Annotated in this window: 18 protein-coding genes; 7 read left to right on the top strand and 11 right to left on the bottom strand. The window is 68.1% G+C overall.

Going from position 1 to position 16,474, the window contains the following annotated elements; translation table 11 throughout:
• Nucleotides 1-5 precede the first annotated feature (5 nt).
• Nucleotides 6-341, bottom strand: a complete 336-nt coding sequence (locus ACOZ4O_RS12390; protein ID WP_424525674.1) for a chorismate mutase — start codon at nucleotides 339-341, stop codon at nucleotides 6-8.
• On the bottom strand, nucleotides 269-1,138 hold the full coding sequence (locus ACOZ4O_RS12385; protein WP_424525672.1) for a shikimate kinase: 870 nt from the start codon (nucleotides 1,136-1,138) through the stop codon (nucleotides 269-271). Before ACOZ4O_RS12385 ends, ACOZ4O_RS12390 begins: the two co-directional genes overlap by 73 nt.
• Nucleotides 1,139-1,230: 92 nt before the next feature.
• On the opposite strand from ACOZ4O_RS12385, the gene ACOZ4O_RS12380 reads away from it, so the two are divergent.
• Complete coding sequence (locus ACOZ4O_RS12380) at nucleotides 1,231-1,650, top strand: DUF5796 family protein (RefSeq protein ID WP_424525670.1); 420 nt, start codon at nucleotides 1,231-1,233, stop codon at nucleotides 1,648-1,650.
• Here ACOZ4O_RS12380 and ACOZ4O_RS12375 read toward each other — a convergent pair whose 3' ends face one another.
• The 4 genes from ACOZ4O_RS12375 to ACOZ4O_RS12360 are packed head-to-tail and all read right to left on the bottom strand — an operon-like array spanning nucleotide 1,651 to nucleotide 4,671.
• On the bottom strand, nucleotides 1,651-1,785 hold the full coding sequence (locus tag ACOZ4O_RS12375; RefSeq protein WP_424525668.1) for a DUF7128 family protein: 135 nt from the start codon (nucleotides 1,783-1,785) through the stop codon (nucleotides 1,651-1,653). It lies immediately after the preceding gene.
• Between the two features lie 32 nt (nucleotides 1,786-1,817).
• On the bottom strand, nucleotides 1,818-2,474 hold the full coding sequence (locus ACOZ4O_RS12370; RefSeq protein WP_424525666.1) for an ATP-binding cassette domain-containing protein: 657 nt from the start codon (nucleotides 2,472-2,474) through the stop codon (nucleotides 1,818-1,820).
• A gap of 1 nt (nucleotide 2,475) precedes the next feature.
• Nucleotides 2,476-3,543 (bottom strand): ABC transporter, encoded by a 1,068-nt coding sequence (locus ACOZ4O_RS12365; RefSeq protein WP_424525664.1) that lies wholly within the window; start codon nucleotides 3,541-3,543, stop codon nucleotides 2,476-2,478.
• On the bottom strand, nucleotides 3,544-4,671 hold the full coding sequence (locus ACOZ4O_RS12360; protein WP_424525662.1) for a hypothetical protein: 1,128 nt from the start codon (nucleotides 4,669-4,671) through the stop codon (nucleotides 3,544-3,546).
• A gap of 102 nt (nucleotides 4,672-4,773) precedes the next feature.
• Between ACOZ4O_RS12360 and ACOZ4O_RS12355 the strand changes: the two genes are divergently transcribed.
• Genes ACOZ4O_RS12355 through ACOZ4O_RS12345 form a run of 3 tightly spaced genes read left to right on the top strand, consistent with a single transcriptional unit; the run spans nucleotide 4,774 to nucleotide 7,157 of the window.
• Nucleotides 4,774-5,457, top strand: a complete 684-nt coding sequence (locus tag ACOZ4O_RS12355) for an HAD family hydrolase (protein ID WP_424525660.1) — start codon at nucleotides 4,774-4,776, stop codon at nucleotides 5,455-5,457.
• 39 nt (nucleotides 5,458-5,496) lie between these two features.
• Entirely contained in the window at nucleotides 5,497-6,594 is a 1,098-nt protein-coding gene (locus tag ACOZ4O_RS12350; protein ID WP_424525658.1) for a PAS domain-containing sensor histidine kinase, read from the top strand.
• Nucleotides 6,591-7,157 carry a response regulator gene (locus ACOZ4O_RS12345; RefSeq protein ID WP_424525656.1) on the top strand — a complete coding sequence of 189 codons (567 nt, stop codon included), beginning with the start codon at nucleotides 6,591-6,593 and terminating at the stop codon, nucleotides 7,155-7,157. Before ACOZ4O_RS12350 ends, ACOZ4O_RS12345 begins: the two co-directional genes overlap by 4 nt.
• Here ACOZ4O_RS12345 and ACOZ4O_RS12340 read toward each other — a convergent pair.
• The gene (locus ACOZ4O_RS12340) at nucleotides 7,154-9,985 is read right to left on the bottom strand and encodes a DEAD/DEAH box helicase (protein ID WP_424525654.1); all 2,832 of its coding nucleotides are present in this window, start codon (nucleotides 9,983-9,985) and stop codon (nucleotides 7,154-7,156) included. The two genes, ACOZ4O_RS12345 and ACOZ4O_RS12340, sit on opposite strands and share 4 nt — an antisense overlap.
• Before the next feature lie 95 nt (nucleotides 9,986-10,080).
• Between ACOZ4O_RS12340 and ACOZ4O_RS12335 the strand changes: the two genes are divergently transcribed.
• Nucleotides 10,081-10,848: a creatininase family protein gene (locus ACOZ4O_RS12335; protein ID WP_424525652.1), complete on the top strand. Its 768-nt coding sequence runs from the start codon at nucleotides 10,081-10,083 to the stop codon at nucleotides 10,846-10,848.
• Nucleotides 10,849-10,987: 139 nt separating this feature from the next.
• Here the strand turns inward: ACOZ4O_RS12335 and ACOZ4O_RS12330 are convergent, their stop codons facing one another.
• Genes ACOZ4O_RS12330 through ACOZ4O_RS12320 form a run of 3 tightly spaced genes read right to left on the bottom strand, consistent with a single transcriptional unit; the run spans nucleotide 10,988 to nucleotide 14,582 of the window.
• The gene (locus ACOZ4O_RS12330) at nucleotides 10,988-11,725 is read right to left on the bottom strand and encodes a metallophosphoesterase (protein ID WP_424525650.1); all 738 of its coding nucleotides are present in this window, start codon (nucleotides 11,723-11,725) and stop codon (nucleotides 10,988-10,990) included.
• Nucleotides 11,725-13,314 (bottom strand): RPA family protein, encoded by a 1,590-nt coding sequence (locus ACOZ4O_RS12325; RefSeq protein WP_424525648.1) that lies wholly within the window; start codon nucleotides 13,312-13,314, stop codon nucleotides 11,725-11,727. The genes ACOZ4O_RS12330 and ACOZ4O_RS12325 overlap by 1 nt, the downstream gene beginning before the upstream one ends.
• Nucleotides 13,311-14,582, bottom strand: a complete 1,272-nt coding sequence (locus ACOZ4O_RS12320; RefSeq protein ID WP_424525646.1) for a Single-stranded DNA binding protein — start codon at nucleotides 14,580-14,582, stop codon at nucleotides 13,311-13,313. Before ACOZ4O_RS12320 ends, ACOZ4O_RS12325 begins: the two co-directional genes overlap by 4 nt.
• An 80-nt stretch (nucleotides 14,583-14,662) precedes the next feature.
• Between ACOZ4O_RS12320 and ACOZ4O_RS12315 the strand changes: the two genes are divergently transcribed.
• Both ACOZ4O_RS12315 and ACOZ4O_RS12310 read left to right on the top strand, forming a co-directional pair.
• Complete coding sequence (locus ACOZ4O_RS12315; protein WP_424525644.1) at nucleotides 14,663-15,343, top strand: 2,5-diamino-6-(ribosylamino)-4(3H)-pyrimidinone 5'-phosphate reductase; 681 nt, start codon at nucleotides 14,663-14,665, stop codon at nucleotides 15,341-15,343.
• Nucleotides 15,344-15,436: 93 nt separating this feature from the next.
• A complete protein-coding gene (locus tag ACOZ4O_RS12310; protein ID WP_424525642.1) occupies nucleotides 15,437-16,186 on the top strand; it encodes a CehA/McbA family metallohydrolase in 750 nt (249 codons plus the stop codon).
• Here ACOZ4O_RS12310 and ACOZ4O_RS12305 read toward each other — a convergent pair.
• Nucleotides 16,183-16,464 carry a DUF7545 family protein gene (locus ACOZ4O_RS12305; RefSeq protein WP_424525640.1) on the bottom strand — a complete coding sequence of 94 codons (282 nt, stop codon included), beginning with the start codon at nucleotides 16,462-16,464 and terminating at the stop codon, nucleotides 16,183-16,185. The two genes, ACOZ4O_RS12310 and ACOZ4O_RS12305, sit on opposite strands and share 4 nt — an antisense overlap.
• Nucleotides 16,465-16,474: the final 10 nt, after the last annotated feature.

The raw sequence follows: 16,474 nt of genomic DNA, 5'->3' as shown, positions 1-16,474 counted from the left end.
ACATCCTAGCGTTTCTCGCGCTGTTCTATCTTGTTCAGTTCGATGAGGAGTCGGAAGATGGCTTTCACCATGTTCTCGTCGACGTCGTAGGTGTCGGCGTAGCGGCCGGCGCGTTCCATGACGGCGTCCTCTTGCTCTTCGTCGGTGGTGGCGAGGCCTTGGTCTTCTTTGACTTGGGCGACGCTGTCCGCGACGTAGGTGCGGCGCGCGATGAGTTCGACGAGGTCGTGGTCGATGTCCTCGATTTCCTCGCGGAGTTCGTCGAGGGTCATGTCGTCAGTACGCGGCCGCCGGTCGTTCGTGTCGTCGTCAGGAGTGTCGTTCCGGGTCTCTCGTTCCATAGTTCTTGTACTTCGGTGAGTGCGTCGTGTGTGCCGACTGCGACGTGGCTGGGGCCGGTGCCGGAGAGGCCGACGCCGTCCGCGAGCGGGAGGGCGTCGACGGCGGGCCCGGTGGGTTGGTCGAGCGCGGCGCAAAAGGCGAAGCCGTTGACGGTCATCGCGGTCTCGTAGCGGCCGGCGAGCGCGAGTTCCTCCACGAGTTCGGCGACGGGCGCGATGCGCGTGCAGCGGTCGGCGTCGGCGTCCGCGCTGTACGCGCGCTCCGGGGGCGTCCAGACGAGCACGTCCCAGTCCACGTCGTCGCGCGCGAGCAGGGCGTCGCGTTCGTTGTTCGTGACGGTGAGGCCGCCGAGCATGCTCGCGCTCGCGTCGTCGAACGCGCCCGTCACCGTCACGCCCGTCTCGCGGGCCGCCCGGACGCCGAGCAACGCGGCGTCTTTGAGCGGCACGTCGTCGGCGACGCTGAGCGCGGAGAGCGTCGCGAGCACGGTGGCGTTCGCGGCGGCGCTCGAACTCTTCAGTCCGGACGCCATCGGTATCTCGCTCGTCGTCTCCACGACGCCGCCGTAGTCCGCGTCGGCGTCCCCATACGTCTCGCAGGCGAGTTCGACGCAGCGCTCGACGAGTGCGGTATCGGCGTCTGCGTCCTCCGCGACCGAGCCGGCCACGGTATCGCGGTCGGGGTCGAGCGCGACCTCGGCGGTGACGGTGAGGTCGATGGCGAACGCGGACCCGCGGCCGGTGGCGAGCGCGTTGAGTACGGTGCCCGCGGCGGGCGCTTCGGCGCAGCCGTCCATACCTGAGAGTGGGCGAGTCGACGCTTCAAGGTGGCGGTGGCGTCAAACCCTCGACCCGCGGGCCTTTTCCCGGCGCGGCGTCCAGCACACCTATGAGCGGACGCAGCGACGTGGCTCCCGACACGCTGGACGTGGAGCTCGCGGAGGACGGTATCGCGGTGGAGTACGCGGACGGCCGCCGCACGTTCTACCACGGGGTTCCCGAGAAAGTCGAAGGTACGTTGCGCGCGCAGCCAGGGCGGTCAGTCCACGTCCTCGTCACCGAGCCGGACGGGACGGAGGGCGCACTGACGTACGTGAATGACCGGATGACGAGCGACGAGATTCTCGAAGAGACCGGGGTCGGGCGCGTCCTCCTCGACGCGGACGAGGAGGCCACGGTGTTCCCGGGCGTGACGGTGCGTCGGGACGGGTACGCCATCGAAGTTGACGCGGACCCGGAGGCGGCGGGCGGGCGCGTGTTCGTGTTCGAAGAGGACGAGCTGAGCGAGTACAGCTACGAGTTCGCCTGACTACTGGAGGTAGGAGGGGTCCTCCGCGTCGCAGTTCTCCTCGTGCTGTGCGGCGTCGTCCGGGTCGTCGAACATCAGCCCGCATTTCTCGCAGGCGTACCACGTCATGTCGTCGCGCATCGTCTCTTCGACCATACTCGTGGTTCCGCCCGCTACCCTCAAAACCGTTACCCCGACCGGTGCGCGCGGAGCGCTCGCTCGTACGCCGCCTCGGGGTCCTCCCACTCCCCGCGGGGTTCGTCAGCGATTACGCGGCCGAGCGACATGACGGTGAGGCGGTCCGCGAGGCCGGCGAACCGGTCGAGGTTGTGCGTGGACACGAGCACGTACCGGTCGTCGCCCGCGTACGATTCGACGGTGTTGACGATGGCGTCCCGGGTCGCGGGGTCGAGGTCCGCGAGCGGTTCGTCGAGCACGAGTACGTCGGGGCGGTCGAGGAGCGCGAGCGCGAGGTCGAGGCGCTTGCGGTAGCCGTCCGAGAGCGCGCTCGCCGGTCGGTCCCACATCGGTTCGAGGCCGAGGCGGTCCGCCAGTTTTGCGCGCCACGCGGGCGGTTCGGACGCGAACCCTGAGAAGACGGCGAGGTTGTCCGCGACGATGAGGTCGTGATAGACGCTCGGCGTCTGGAACGCGTAATTCACGTCGCCCACGTCCTCGACGACGCCCGACGTGGGGCGAGTGAGGCCCGCGAGACATCGTAGTAGAGTAGTCTTCCCGCTGCCGTTCGGACCGGCGAAGCAGTGGACGCCCGGCGTGAAGTCGAGCGTCACGTCGTCCACGGCGACCACGTCCCCGTAGCGTTTGGTGAGGTTCCGGACGCGCATCTCAGGCACCTCGTTCGTAGTACCGGACGCTTCCCGCGAACAGGGCGCAACAGACGGCGAGCGTCCCGCAGAGCAAGAGGAGCGTGTCCGCGTAGGCGGTGAGCGGTTGGCCTCGGAGCGTGAATCCGCGCGCGGCGACCATCGCGTGATAGGTCGGAAGGGCGGTGATGAAGTCGCGGCGCGCGACGGAGAAGAACCCGCGGGGGTACGCCAGACCGGAGAACGCGAGGCAGAAGAGGAGGACGGCGAGGTTCGCGAGCCGGCCCCACGCGGAGAAGCGGAGCGCGACCGTGACGGCGGCGGCGAGCGTGCCCGCGGCGAGGAAGCAGAGCGCGTACACGGCGAGGACGCTCGGCCGCAGGAACGCGACGGGCGTGCCGAGGTAGCCGCTCGCGAGGTCGAACACCGCGATGGGGAGAACGAGCAGGGCGGTGAACGCGCCGAGTTTCGCCGCGACGACCCGATAGAGCGAGGATTCGAGGCGGAGGCGGTCGATAGCGGCCTCCTCGGACGCGAGGTTGTACGGGAGGTAGGCGAACGCGACGAGCAACACGAGCACGAAGAGGAACGTCGGCAGGAGGTACGCCGAGAGCGTCCATTCGCGCCCGACGACGGTGTACGTCGTGGAGACGGGGCGGTCGAGGAGCGAGGAGAGCCCGCGGTCCGCGACGCTCGCGAGAACCGTCGCGGGTTCCTGGTAGGGGACGATGCTCCCGGAGACGAAGATATCGACGGTCGCCGCCCCTGCGCCGGCGGTGAGGTTCGCGGGCGCGGTGATGACCGCGTACACGCGCTCCCGGGAGAGCGCGTGCATCGCCGCGTCGCGGGACTCGTAGAGTATCGGGTCGCTGAACAGCGCCACCGCCGCGCGAACTACCGAGAGGTCGTCCTGCGTCGCGCCCGGTCCCGCGGGCGCGACCGCGACCTGCACGGACTTCGGGAGGACGTGTTCGAACGCGAGCGTGCCGTACACGAAGAGCGCGGGGACGAGAACGAACAGAACGAGAAGCGGGAGTTTCTTCCGCCAGCCCCAGCGGAGTTCCTTCCGGAGGAGCGGCGGGAGAGCCATCTACGCGGTCGCGGTCGTAGACTCGGACGAGTCGCTCGTTGTCGTGGCCTCGGCCGAGCTGGTCGCGGTCGTGGACTCGGACGAACCGCCCGACTCGTTGTACGCGCTCGCTATCGCGTCCTCGATGTTGGACGCGGCGTTCTCGTAGGAGACGGTGACGGTCGTTCCCTCGCTCGTCACCTCGATCTTGTCGACGGTCTCCGCGGCGGCCTCCTCGGACGCGAGTTCGTACGCCGATATCGCGCCCTGCATGACCTGCATGATGTTCGTCGCGGAACTGCTCGTGTTCGTCACGACGTTGGTGACGCCACCGATGTCCGTTTCCTCGGTGTAGAGCGCGCCGGAGACGGCCTGCACGGCGTTCAGGGTCTCGGTGGCGAACTGCGTCTCGGAGGCGTACGGGCCGGTGTCGAGGTTCTGCTGGGGGACGTTCATCGCGAACTTCACGTAGCCCGAGCGGGTGTCGGCGAACGTCTCCCGGAGGTCGCCGCTCAGAGCGGGCGCGTCGCCGGCGCGAACGTCGACGACTGCTTTCACGGCGGATTCGGTGCCGGTGACGAACGTGCCGTCACCGAGCCAGCCGACGACGTTCCCGCTCGCGAACTCGGACTCGGGCACCCAGAGCGTCGCGTTCCCGTACGTCTCGGTCGCGAACGTCATGCCGGTCTGGTTCGTGAGCGCGGACTCAAGTTCGGTCTTCGAGAGTGATGACGTGACGAGCGCGCCGTTGAACGACCCGGACTCCGCGTCGACCTGCTCGCTCGCGTTCGAGAACGACGTCACGGTCTCGAACTGGGTCGCCGACAGGCCCGTGTCGTTCTCGGCGTCAGCGATAGCCTCCGAAATGGACGCCGGCCCGGAGTAGTACGGCGACGACGCGTTCAGTTCCGCGAAGTACGTGTCCGCGATGCCGCGCAGCGCGTCGTCCTCGAGCATCCCTCCGATGTCGACGAACGCGACCGAGTCGACGTTCGCGGGGACGCTATCCAGCTTCGCGGCGTCGCTCGCACTCCCACCGTCGTCCGAGAGGAGTCCGGCGCAGCCAGCGGTCGAGACGAGCATCGCAACGGCAAGGACTGCGGCGACCGTTCGAACGGTCCCGCCAGTCCCGGGGGAGGGCAGCCTCATGCCCCGATTTCGTCACTGCTATCGCTTAACGGTTTTCACACGTCGCCAGCCCGCATGGCAGGCGCCGTGCGTGTTTTCCGCCGGCCGGCCGTACCCCGAGACATGGCCGCGGTCATCTTCGACATGGACGGCGTCATCGTGGACACCGAGCGCTACTGGAAGGGCGTCATCGAACAGGTGCTCGACGAACTCGTCGTGGACGGCGACGACCTCGAACCGACGGACCTCATCGGCATCAACGTCCACGACCAGTACGAGCTGCTGCGCGAGGAGGGATACGAACTCACCGTGGACTCCGCGGACGAATACTTCGACTTCTACGACGACCACGCGGAAGCCGTCTACAGCGACCACGCCGACCTAATGGCCGGCTTCCACGACCTCCTCGACGACCTCGACGAGTACGGAGTTCCGCTCGCCGTCTGCACGTCCTCCTACCCGAACTGGGTGGAGCTGGCGTTCGACCGCTTCGACCTCCACGGGCGGTTCGACGTGGTGGTGTCCGCGGCCGACCTCGACATCCCGGGGAAGCCCGAACCCGACATTTACGAGGTGACGATGGACCGCCTCGGCGTCACCGCCGCCGAGTCCGTCGTCGTGGAGGACTCCGAGAACGGCATCCGCGCCGCCGCCCGCGCTGGTGCGCACGTCATCGCGTACGCGGCCGACGAAGCCGGCGAGATGGACACGTCCGACGCGGACGAAGTCGCGACTTCCGCGAACGACCTCCGCGAGCGCCTGTTCGCCGAGCTGGACGCGCTCGACCGGAGGCCGTCACGTTCATAGGGCCGAGTCGAGTGTCTGTATGCAACGGACAGCCCGCTCATGGACGCATCAGACCATTCAAGCGCGGACGGCGGTGAGGCCGCCGTGAACGCGGGAGACGACACCGACTACGACCACATGATTTACGGCGAGGACTTCTTCGAGACGCTCGTCGAGAACGGCTCGGACGCCATCATCACCATCGACGAGTCCTCGACCATCCTGTACACGAACCAGAGCGTCGAGCGGGTGTTCGGCTACGAACCCGGCGAACTCATCGGGAGCGACCTGACGAAAGTGATGCCGGACCGCCTCCAGCAAGCCCACTACAACGCGCTCGGCGAGTACGTCGAGTCCGGCGACCGGACGATGAACTGGAACGACATCGAGATTCCCGGCCAGCACAAGGACGGCCACGAGGTCCATCTCTCGGTGACGTTCGAGGAACACCCCTACGAGGACCGCCGCGTGTTCTCCGGTATCATCCGCGACATCTCCGAGCGCATCGAGCGCGAACGCCGGCTCGAACGGAAGAACGAGCAACTGGAGAAGTTCGCGAGCATCGTCAGCCACGACCTCCGCGACCCGCTGAACGCCGCGCAGGCCCGGTTGTCGCTCGCGAAAGCGCACGGCGAGGGCGACGCGGAGTACTTGGAGGAAGTCGAGGAGGTTCACGAGCGGATGGGCGCGCTCATCGACGACGTGCTCACGCTCACGAAGGAAGGGCGGTCCATCGGCGCGACCGAACACCTCGCGCTCGAACCGGTCGCGCGTGACGCGTGGCGGACCGCGGGGACGGACGCGGCGACGCTCGAGGTCGACGACCCGAACCACGTCGACGCCGACCCCGAGCGCATGCGGACGGTGTTCGAGAACCTCTTCGGGAACGCCGTGCGGCACGCCGGCGAGGACGTGTACGTCCGCGTCGGCGAACTCCCCGACGGAAACGGCTTCTTCGTCGCGGACGACGGCCCCGGGATTCCCGCGGAGAAACGCGAGGACGTCTTCGAGTACGGCTACACGGACTCGGAGGACGGCACCGGGTTCGGCCTGAACATCGTGAAGTCGATCGCGGACGCGCACGGCTGGACCGTCGAGATAACCGACAGCGAGGAGGGAGGCGCTCGCTTCGAATTCCGCGCCCCCGCGCTCGAATGACCGACGCCGACGGCGACCCGGTCGTGCTCGCGGTGGACGACGAGGAGCGCGTCACCGAGGCGTACTCGCTCTGGCTCCCCGACGAATACACCGTGCTCACCGCGGTGGACGGCGAGGAAGCGCTCGCGATGATGGACTCGTCGGTGGACGTGGTGTTGCTCGACCGCGAGATGCCGAACATGCGCGGCGACGAGGCGCTCGAACGAATGCGGGCGGAAGGCTACGACTGCCGGGTCGCGATGGTGACCGGCGTCGAACCCGACGTGGACATCATCGAGATGGGGTTCGACACCTACCTCACGAAACCCGTCACGGGCGAAGACCTCCGTGAGGTCGTCGAAGACCTGTTGTCGCGCGCGACGTTCGACTCGCGCTCCCAGCGGTTCTTCGCGCTCGTGGAGAAACAGTCCACGCTCGAAACCGAACTCTCCCGGGGCGAACTCGACGAGAACGAGGAGTACCAGGAACTCACGCGCGAAGTCGAGGCGCTCCGCGAGGAACTGGACGAGACGTTCGAGTCGATGGGTTCGGAGGGCGTGGAAGCGAGCTACCGCGACCTCTAGTCCCAGAACGCCTTCGTCCGGGCGTACTCGCGTTCGCGTTCGAGGATGTCCCGATAGAACTCCGCCTCGTTCTCCCGGTGGTTGTTGATGATGCGTGCGGCGTTCTGCGGGCCGACCCCGCGCGCGACGAGCGCCTTCACCGCCTTCGTGCCGTGACCCTGCACGAGGCTCGCGTTCCGATACACGCGCTCGGTTCGTTTTTCCTGTTCTGCGTCCTTCTCCTCGGCTCGCACGGCTTTCACGGCGTCGTCCGCCCACGGACTCAGCGCGGCTATCATCGTCGACCCGCAGCGCGGACACTCCGGCTGGTTCTGGACGCGGGAGACTTTCGTCTCGTGCTCCCAGTCCTGGCAGTGCACGCAGAACAGGCGGACGCGGTCGTCCTCGATTCGGTCCTTCACGGTGTTGATGACGCTCGTGTCCGCGTTCTCCGGCGTGAGGAGTTCCTGGCCCGACGACCGCCCGCCGACGCCGATGGCGGTGCGGCGGCCGTGCACGACGAGGTCGAGGTCGCCCGACTGAAGCCGCGAGAGCACGGCCCGCGCGCGCTCCACGTCGAGGTCGGTGTGGAACACCTCGCGCATCGACTCGTCGTACACCGGCGTGTCCTCCAAGGCGGCCATCACGCGGTTCAATCCGACGCCATCCCGTCCTTTCCAGCGTTTGAGCGCGCCGAACTTCGCCGCGACGTGACTCAGCGTGAATTTGAGCGCGTCCGACTTCTTGAGGGAGAGTTCGAGCAGCGTCCGGATGTGGTCGGGGTCGGTCTCCTCCAGCACGTCGAGCACGTCGCTCGCGCGGATTCCCTGCGGCACTTCGAGCGAAATACGGTACGGACCGACATCGAGGCCGACTGAGGACCCGGTTCGCTGGCCGAGCAGCGCGGAGAGCAGTCGGCCGAGCGTCTCGTTCGTCCGGTGGCCGAACGCGGCGTTCACCACGATGTCGCGGCCCTGTGACTCCACGACCACGCGGTCGTCGGTCGGCACCGGCGCGTCCGCGTCCACCGTGCGTTCGATTGGGTCGAGTGCCTGTTCGGCCGTGTAGGCGTCCGTCGGGTAGCGCTCCGTGAGCGTGCGAGCCACGGACTCCACGCTCGCACCGGATTCGAACTGCGGACCGACGACGCCCCGAATCTCCCCGACCTCCTGGGCCACGTCGTACGGTACCGGAATCTCCGAACCCGTCCACGACGGCACCTCGCCGGAGGGGTCCTCGATTGGACTGACTTCCACGCGGCCCTCCTCCTCGTCCACCTCCGCGATGCGCCACATCTCGCCGCGCTGGATGAACGACGCGCCGGGTTCCGCGAAGTTCACGACGAACCGCTCGTCGAGCGTCCCGACCTGCCTCCCCGAGGCCACGTCGTACACGTCGTACGTCTCCTCGTCGGGTATCATCGAGAGGTTCGCGTAGTAGTACTGCCACGTCCCCCCGGACTTCTCGATGGTGTCCGCGTCCTCGTCCAACCACAGCACGCGGTTCCGGCTGAGTTCCTCTATCACGTCCGTGAACGTCTCCTCGTCGAGGTGGCGGAACGGGTACGCGCGGGTGACGATTTGGTACGCGCGGTAGGCTTTGAGTTCGCCGAAATCCATCAGCAGCCCCACAATCTGGTTCGCGACGGTGTCGAGGCTGCCGTGGTGGATGGGGGTTTCCTCCACGTCGCCCTCCGCGGCGCGGCGGGCGATGGCGAGCGCTTCGAGCGTGTCGTCCGGATGTCCGGTGATGATGGTGCCGTGCGAGACCTCGTCGCGGCGGTGGCCGGCGCGGCCGACGCGCTGGAGGAGGCGCGCGACCTCGCGCGGACTGGAGTACTGGACGACGTGGTCGATGCGGCCCACGTCGATACCGAGTTCCATCGAACTCGTGCAGAGGAGGCCGTCCAGCTCTCCGGCCTTGAACTGGTCTTCGACCTCGATACGGGCTTCCTTCGAGAGGCTGCCGTGGTGGACGCCGATGTTCGCGCCGAGTTCCTTGAACCGCGACCCGAGCGCCTCCGCCGTCTGACGCGTGTTCACGAACACCAACGTCGAGTCGTGCTCGTCCACGATTTCGCGGATGGCGCGCACGTGACTCGCGATGTCGGGACTCGTCAGGAGTTCGTTCGACAGCCGCTCGTCCGACTCCCGAACGCGAGGTTCGCGCACCGAGAACTCCACCTTCGACGCCACGTCCACCTCCACGATGTCGCACTCGCGACCCCCCGTGAGGAAGTTCGCGACCTCCCGCGGGTCGCCGACCGTCGCCGACAGCCCGATTCGCTGGAAGTCGCCCGCGAGCTCGCGGAGGCGCTCGAGGCCGATGGTGAGCTGTGCGCCGCGCTTCGCGCCCGCGAGTTCGTGCACCTCGTCCACGACGACGTGATGCACGTCGGAGAGCGCGCGCCGCAGTTTCTCGCCCGTCAGCATCGCCTGCAGCGTCTCCGGCGTCGTCACCAGCACGTCCGGCGGGTCGTTCGCCTGCTGCGTGCGCTGATACTGTGTCGTGTCCCCGTGCCGAACGTCCACCTCGATGCCCAACTCCTCGCCCCACCAGTCGAGTCGTTCGCGCATGTCCCGGTTCAGCGCGCGCAGCGGCGTGACGTACAGCGCGCTGATGCCGAACCGTGGGTCGGAGTCGGCGATAGCCGACAGCACCGGCAACATTGCGGTCTCCGTCTTTCCCGTGCCCGTCGGCGCGATGACGAGACCGTCGTGTCCCGCGACGAGCGGTGGAATCGCACGCTGCTGTGGCTCCGTCGGCGTACTGAACCCGCGTTCGGAGAGCGCGTCCCGAACCGGCGCGGAGAGCCGGCTGAACGCATCGACGACGCCCGCATCGCTCATACACGTACTGGGGTCGGCGGCCGGATAAGCACACCGTGAGCGTGCTATCATCCCGCACCCGCTGGCTACTTGGGGCGGGCGGCCGAGGAACCGGTATGTACCTCGCAGACGAAGCCTGGCCGGACCTCCAGGGCGAACTCGACGGCGCGGTCGCGTTCGTCCCGCTCGGCTCCACGGAACAACACGGCCCCCACCTGCCGGAGGGCACCGACCACCTCATCGCGGAGGCGTTCGCGCGCCGCGCCGCCGACCGAACCGGATTCCTCTGCACGCCCACGGTAAACATCGGGGTCAGCCCCCACCACCGCCAGTTCCCCGGGACGATGTGGGTGGACGCGCCCGCGTTCCGCCAGTACGTCGAATCGTTCACGCGAAACCTCTCCTACCACGGCATCCGGAAGGTCGTGTTCGTGAACGCGCACGGCGGGAACGTCCAGCACCTCCGCGAGGTCGGGCGGCGCGTCCGGGATTCGGAGGACGCGTACGCGGTCGAGTGGATGTGGGACAACTCCATCCCCGACCTCGTCGACGACGCCTTCGAGCAGAACGGCCCGCACGGCGGTCCGAAGGAGACCGCGCTCATCCAGTACCTCCACGAAGACCTCGTGCACGACGACCGACTCGCGGACGCCCACGAAGGCGGCGTCGAATCGCTCGCCGACCTCGACACCGTCAAGCACGGTGCGCGAACGTTCTACGACGCCGTCGAGAACAGCGAGAACGGCGTGTTCGGCGACCAGACCGACGCCACCGCCGAGAAGGGCGAAGAACTGTTCGACGCGGCGCTCGACGAACTCTGTCAGCTCGCCACGTGGCTCGACGACCAACCCTTCGAAGACCTGCTGCCGCCGGAGAGAGTGTAAATACGAAGCCGCGGCCAGACTCGGCGTGTTCTAGGAATCGCCGTGGGCCACCGGCTCGGCGCCGTCCCGGCGCGGGACGACACCCACTCGGGTACTGGCGACGCACGGTCCGCGGACGCGGACGCGTCGGCCGCACGCCCTACAGGTAGCGATAGTCACCGAGACGCGTGCCGTCGAGGAGATAGGCGTCCGCGGACGGCAACGCCTCGGGGAGGAATGGCGCGAGAAACCCCTGGCCCTCCACGTTCACCCACGTCCCACCACAGAGGTCGTTGAACGCCGGACACACCACGAGCTCCGCGTCCGTCGCCACGCGCTCGCCGAAGTGCTCGCGGAACGCGCCGGCGTCGAGCGCGCCGCGAAGCCACGCGCGCTCCACCCGCGACCCGCCGACCTCGTCCTCCAGCCGAACGGCTGGATGCTCGTGTCCCATGCAGACCACGTCCGCGTCCAGCACGTTCCGGGACGGCCACGTATGGCCGTGAACGAACCCAACGTCGCCGAACCGCGCTCCCTCGCCCGGCGTCACGTCGACATCGAGCACGTCGTCGATATTGCCGTCGTGGTTTCCGCGGACGAGCGTCACCGGCACCGGGCATTCCCGAACGAGCGTTTCGAGTTCCTCGCGCTCCGCGCCCTCCGGCGTCCCGATCTGGTGGCCGAGGTCGCCGAGGAACACCACGCGGTCGACGCCCGTCCGCACGACGAGCGACAGCACGCGCTCGCGGCGCGTACTCGCCTGCGAATCGACTTCGAGGCCCTCGCGGCGGAGCGCCCGCTCGATGCCCGCGTGGTAGTCCGCGACCACGAGCGCCGACTCCCCGTCGAGGTTCGCGACCGCCGCGGGCGCGTCCGGGACGGGTTCGACGCGCGCCATCAGATGGCCTTGAGCGTGTCCTCCCCGGACTCGTAGCACCGCCCGCTCATCAGCGCGCTCTGGATGGCGTCCTCGACATCACCGGAGTCCGCGTCCGTGGCTTCGACGACCGTCCGAATCACCTCGTCGCGGTCGACGCCGTCCCCGCCGTCGAGGTCGTCCATCGTGTCGACGACGAAGTCCTCCAAGTCGCCCTCGAAGACGTTCTCGTCCTCGGCAGTCTCTTCCTCCCACTCGTCGTCGGCGTCGAGCGACTCGTCGTCGGCGTCGAGCGACTCGTCGTCGGCGTCGTCCAGCTCCTCGTCCGTCTCGGGTTCGATACCGGCTTCACCGGCTTCGGGGATGTCGTCGCCGCTAGAGAAGTCCATATCGAACTCTTCCTCGATCTCCTCGCGCTCCTCCTCGTCGAACTCGTACATCTCGTCCGTCGACTCGAAGTCCCCGAGACTCTCCGACTCCGCGGATTCGGGTTCGACGGCCTCGGGCTCGGGCGCGGTGGACTCCGCGAGTTCCTCTGTTGTTCCCACGTCGCCGGCGTCCGCGGCGTCCGGCTCCGCCTCGACCGCGGACAGCTCTTCGGAGTCGGGCTCCGGCTCGGACTCCGTTTCGGGTTCGGAAGCCGGCTCGGAGTCGACAGCCGACTCCGCGTCGGATTCCGGTTCGCTGCCAGCTTCCGGTTCTGCTTCGGGTTCGGTGGTTTCCGATTCTGTGGTCGGTTCGCTCTCAGATTCGCTCTCCGACTTGCTCTCTGGTTCCTCAGCCGGTTCGCTCTCAGATTCGCTCTCCGACTTGCTCTCTGGTTCCTCAGCCGGTTCGCTCTCCGCGCCGGTTTCGTCCGTCTGCTCCGCCTCGATGTCGAGGTCGGCGGACAGGTCGGCGTCGACCGCGCCGCCAGCGTCGGGAGCGGGCGTGGTGGCGTCCACTTCGTCGCGGTCGCCGGCGACGACTTCAGCGGCCTGCCGGGCGACCGTGCGGAGGTCGTCGAGGTAGGTTTCGGTGGTGCCGTAGTGGTCGATAGCGAGCGGAACGCCCGCGGCGAGGTCGGGGCGGACGCCGGTGTCCGCGAGCGCGTCTCGGAGGTCGCTTCCGCGTTCCTCGCGGCCGAGCGCGTCCGCCAGCACGCCGACGCGTTCGGTGGTCTGTTCGGCGGTGCGGACGACCCAGCGGTCGCGCGTGTCCGCATCCACCTCGCTGATGGATTCGGGGCGGACGGACGTGTAGACGGTGTCCGCGTCGTCCGGTTCGAACGTCCGCGCCTTCCCCGTGATGGCGACGAACGCGGGCGCGTCGAGGCGTTCGAGGGACGCGAGCGCGTCCGGTTGGTACTGCCCGGCGTACACGACGAACGCGCCCGTTGGGTCGACGATGCGCGCACGAAGTACATCGTCACTCACCTGCTCCACTTCGGTGAGCACGCCGACAACGAACAGCCGGTTCACGCGCGCTCCCGTCGGCGTGACGACGTAGTTCGGCGCGCGCTCCTCGTCGGACTCCGCGTAGCTGTAGTCCGCGTCGTCGAACTCCGCCGCGAACACCCGCCACGCGACCTCGCGGCTCGGGCGGTCGTCGGGGCTCGAATTCGAACTCATGCGTCCACCTCCGCGAGGAAAGCTTCGGCACGCTCGGCCGGGTCGTCGTCAGCGGGGCGGAACGCGGTCGCTTCGAGGTTCGCGCCGTACTCGTCCACGGAGAGGTGGCCGCGCACGACGTACTCGCCGCCGACCAGTTCCTCCCGGATGGTGTCCGCGACGACTTCCTGGTCCATCGCGTCCCGCGCCTGCTGGCGGGCGTCTTCGAGGCCGCCGCCGTACACCTGTTCGGTGATGTCGCGGCCGAGAATCGCCGTGACCGTTGCGGTGCCGTCGTCGAGGATGGCCTTCACGCGGAGGTCGTCCTCGCCGTCGACCTCGCCGTGCTGGCGGCACTGGCCCTTCTGGGTGACGCGCCCGCACTCGGGACAGCGCTGGATGAGGCCGCTGCCGTCCCGGACTTCGAGGACGTTCCCCTGGAGTTCCACGTCGTACGCGCCGCCGCGTCCGACGGCGTCCCGGAGTTCCATCCGGGTCGGGCCGCCGAGTTCGATCGGTTCCGCGAGTTCGGTGACCGTGGAGAACTCGGAGACGTTCACGGACGGGACGCCCCGGAACTCGCGGACGTACACGTCCTCGATGCGGACGGACGCGCCCTCCGCGAGTTCGTCGTGGGGGTTCCAGTCCGTGAACGGGAGGCGCGCGGACTCGTCGCCGAGCACGCCGGAGAGGATTTCTGTCTCGCCGTCGCGGCCGTCGATGGTTCGCGTCTCGACGTCCACGACCTGCACTTCGACGGTCCGTCCGCGGTCGCCCGCGCGCAGTTCCGCGAGGTCGCGGTCGCCGCCGACCTCGTACGGCACGTCGAGGTCCTCGTCGGCCTGTTCGACGGTGGAGGACTCCCCGAAGTTGAGTTCGGGGCGGCCCTCGTACTCGCGGACGCTCGCGTTCCCGATGGTGACAGTGTGTCCGGGTTCAAGGTCGAACTCCTCCCACGCGGTGTAGGATATCGTCCCGGATTCGTCGGCGAGTTCGCCCTCCAGAATCGTGTGGTCGTCGCCCTGGTAGCGAATCGAGCGCGTGCCGACGGTGAGGACGACGGCGGTCACGGTGACGCTCCCGCTGTCCGTGTCGACGTCGGCGATGTCCGCCGCGGACGGCCCGGTGTTCTCGCTGCCGCCACCGCCGCCGTACTTGCGTCGGAGGCTCTGCTTCGCCTCCTCGACGGGAACGCTGTACTCGACTAAGTTTTCGAGTCCTTGCTTGACCTCCTGTTTGTCAACACCGAGGTCGGAGGCGAGATCCTCGGCATGGTCGTCGAGAGTCATCACTCGACGGTTCGAACGGCGCGGATAAAAAGCGTTCGCGGACCGAAATCCGTTTCTCCCGTCCGTCGCAATCCCGGCGTATGCACGTCCGCGTGAACGCCGCGACGAGCGCCGACGGAAAACTCTCCACGCGGGAGCGCACGCAGTTCGCGATAAGCGGCGCGGAGGACTTCGAGCGCGTGGACGAACTGCGCGCTGACTTCGACGCGGTGATGGTCGGCGTCGGCACGGTGCTCGCGGACGACCCCTCGCTCACGCTGAAGAGCGGCGACCTCGTCGCCGACCGCGAGGACCGCGGTGAGTCCGGGCAGCCGGCGCGCGTCGTCGCGGACTCGCAGGCCCGCACGCCGACCGACGCGAGCGTCCTCGGTCCGGACGCCGACACCTACGTGCTCGTCTCGGAGAACGCGCCCCAATCCCGGGTTCGCGAACTGGAGCGCGCGGGCGCGCAGTGCGTCGTCGCAGGGGAGGACCGCGTCGACCTCCCGAGCGCGTTCGCGAAACTCGAATCAGAGGGCGTCTCGCGCGTGATGGTCGAGGGCGGCGGCGAACTCCTCTTCTCCCTGTTCGCGGACGACCTCGTGGACGCGCTCTCCGTCTTCGTCGGGTCCCTCGTTATCGGCGGCCGCGACGCCCCAACGCTCGTCGACGGCGAGGGATTCACCGAGAACGTCCCCCGCCTCGACCTCGAAGAGGTAGAACGACTGGACGACGGCGTCCTCCTCACCTACGACGTGCTCGGACGGGACGCCACGGAGTAGTTGGGTGGCACGCACGCGAGCGCCGTGCGAGCGGTGGGCACGGACATTGGCTAGCCTGTACGCATTTCAATGAGCGGAACGTACGAGAGGAAAATGGACGACCGCGTCACGCTCCGCGTCGACCCGCACGTGCACTCAGACGGGTCGTACGACGGCCACGAGCCCGTGGAACTCCTGCTCGAACACGCGAGCGACATCGGCCTGGACGCCATCGTCGTCACCGACCACGACACCATCGAGGAGTCCCTGCGCGCCGCGCGCCTCGCGTCCGACTACGGGCTCGTCGGGATTCCGGGCGTGGAGGTGTCGACGCGGCACGGCCACCTGCTCGCCATCGGCGTCACCGAGCGCCCGCCGAAGGGCGAGTCCTTCGTCGACACCGCCGAAGCAATCCGCGAGCTGGGGGGTGCGGCCGTCGTCCCGCATCCGTTCCAGCGAAGCCGACACGGCGTCCGCAAGCGCTATCTCGAGGACACCGCGGTGGACGCCGTCGAAGTGTACAACTCGATGCTGTTCACGGGCTATCGGAACCGCCGCGCACGCCGGTACGCCCGCAACCGCGAGTATCCGCGTATCGGGTCGAGCGACGCGCACCACGTGATGAACGTCGGGCGCGCGTACACCGAGCTCGACGTGGACGCGTCCGCGAAGCGCGAGGTGGCGGCGAGCGACGTGGTCGACGCCATCCGAACGGGGTCGACGGGCGTCCGCGGCCGCCGTACTCCCATTCATCGGAGCGTTCGCCAGTACGCGATGGGTGCCGTGAAGAAAGGACTGTTCGAGGTCACGTCGCGCACGCCGATCGTGCCGACGGTGCCGTCGTCGTACGCTCAGCAGTTCTAGTGCTGGTGGCCGGTCGCGTCGCCGTACGTCATGCCGAAGCGATCCTCGAAGGCGTCGAGCATCTCGGATTCGAGCGCTTCGATTTCCTCGCTCGGTTCGCCGTCGGAGTGGTGGGCGATGGCGTGCGCGCGGGACGTGAACGCCATCACGGCGATGTCGCCGACGACCTGCGCCGACGACTCGTCTTCTTCCTCGCTCAGGAGGTCGATGAGACCGGCGGGGAGTTCTACGTCGTCGCTACCGTCAGGACCCTCGATGGTGAAGGAAACGGAATCCATACTCGGACGA

Source organism: Salarchaeum japonicum (assembly GCF_049705945.1).
Taxonomy (GTDB): Archaea; Halobacteriota; Halobacteria; order Halobacteriales; family Halobacteriaceae; genus Salarchaeum; species Salarchaeum japonicum_A.
The sequence above is the reverse complement of the archived record's forward strand: the minus strand, read 5'-3'. Positions and strand labels throughout refer to the sequence as shown.

Excerpts from the sequence above, each read along its gene's own strand:
- ACOZ4O_RS12390 (WP_424525674.1), bottom strand. The coding sequence starts at position 341 with ATGGAACGAGAGACCCGGAACGACACTCCTGACGACGACACGAACGAC.
- ACOZ4O_RS12325 (WP_424525648.1), bottom strand. The coding sequence starts at position 13,314 with ATGAGTTCGAATTCGAGCCCCGACGACCGCCCGAGCCGCGAGGTCGCG.
- ACOZ4O_RS12375 (WP_424525668.1), bottom strand. The coding sequence starts at position 1,785 with ATGGTCGAAGAGACGATGCGCGACGACATGACGTGGTACGCCTGCGAG.
- ACOZ4O_RS12340 (WP_424525654.1), bottom strand. The coding sequence starts at position 9,985 with ATGAGCGATGCGGGCGTCGTCGATGCGTTCAGCCGGCTCTCCGCGCCG.
- ACOZ4O_RS12365 (WP_424525664.1), bottom strand. The coding sequence starts at position 3,543 with ATGGCTCTCCCGCCGCTCCTCCGGAAGGAACTCCGCTGGGGCTGGCGG.
- ACOZ4O_RS12380 (WP_424525670.1), top strand. The coding sequence starts at position 1,231 with ATGAGCGGACGCAGCGACGTGGCTCCCGACACGCTGGACGTGGAGCTC.
- ACOZ4O_RS12330 (WP_424525650.1), bottom strand. The coding sequence starts at position 11,725 with ATGGCGCGCGTCGAACCCGTCCCGGACGCGCCCGCGGCGGTCGCGAAC.
- ACOZ4O_RS12360 (WP_424525662.1), bottom strand. The coding sequence starts at position 4,671 with ATGAGGCTGCCCTCCCCCGGGACTGGCGGGACCGTTCGAACGGTCGCC.
- ACOZ4O_RS12370 (WP_424525666.1), bottom strand. The coding sequence starts at position 2,474 with ATGCGCGTCCGGAACCTCACCAAACGCTACGGGGACGTGGTCGCCGTG.
- ACOZ4O_RS12310 (WP_424525642.1), top strand. The coding sequence starts at position 15,437 with ATGGACGACCGCGTCACGCTCCGCGTCGACCCGCACGTGCACTCAGAC.
- ACOZ4O_RS12345 (WP_424525656.1), top strand. The coding sequence starts at position 6,591 with ATGACCGACGCCGACGGCGACCCGGTCGTGCTCGCGGTGGACGACGAG.
- ACOZ4O_RS12320 (WP_424525646.1), bottom strand. The coding sequence starts at position 14,582 with ATGACTCTCGACGACCATGCCGAGGATCTCGCCTCCGACCTCGGTGTT.
- ACOZ4O_RS12305 (WP_424525640.1), bottom strand. The coding sequence starts at position 16,464 with ATGGATTCCGTTTCCTTCACCATCGAGGGTCCTGACGGTAGCGACGAC.
- ACOZ4O_RS12385 (WP_424525672.1), bottom strand. The coding sequence starts at position 1,138 with ATGGACGGCTGCGCCGAAGCGCCCGCCGCGGGCACCGTACTCAACGCG.
- ACOZ4O_RS12335 (WP_424525652.1), top strand. The coding sequence starts at position 10,081 with ATGTACCTCGCAGACGAAGCCTGGCCGGACCTCCAGGGCGAACTCGAC.
- ACOZ4O_RS12350 (WP_424525658.1), top strand. The coding sequence starts at position 5,497 with ATGGACGCATCAGACCATTCAAGCGCGGACGGCGGTGAGGCCGCCGTG.
- ACOZ4O_RS12315 (WP_424525644.1), top strand. The coding sequence starts at position 14,663 with ATGCACGTCCGCGTGAACGCCGCGACGAGCGCCGACGGAAAACTCTCC.
- ACOZ4O_RS12355 (WP_424525660.1), top strand. The coding sequence starts at position 4,774 with ATGGCCGCGGTCATCTTCGACATGGACGGCGTCATCGTGGACACCGAG.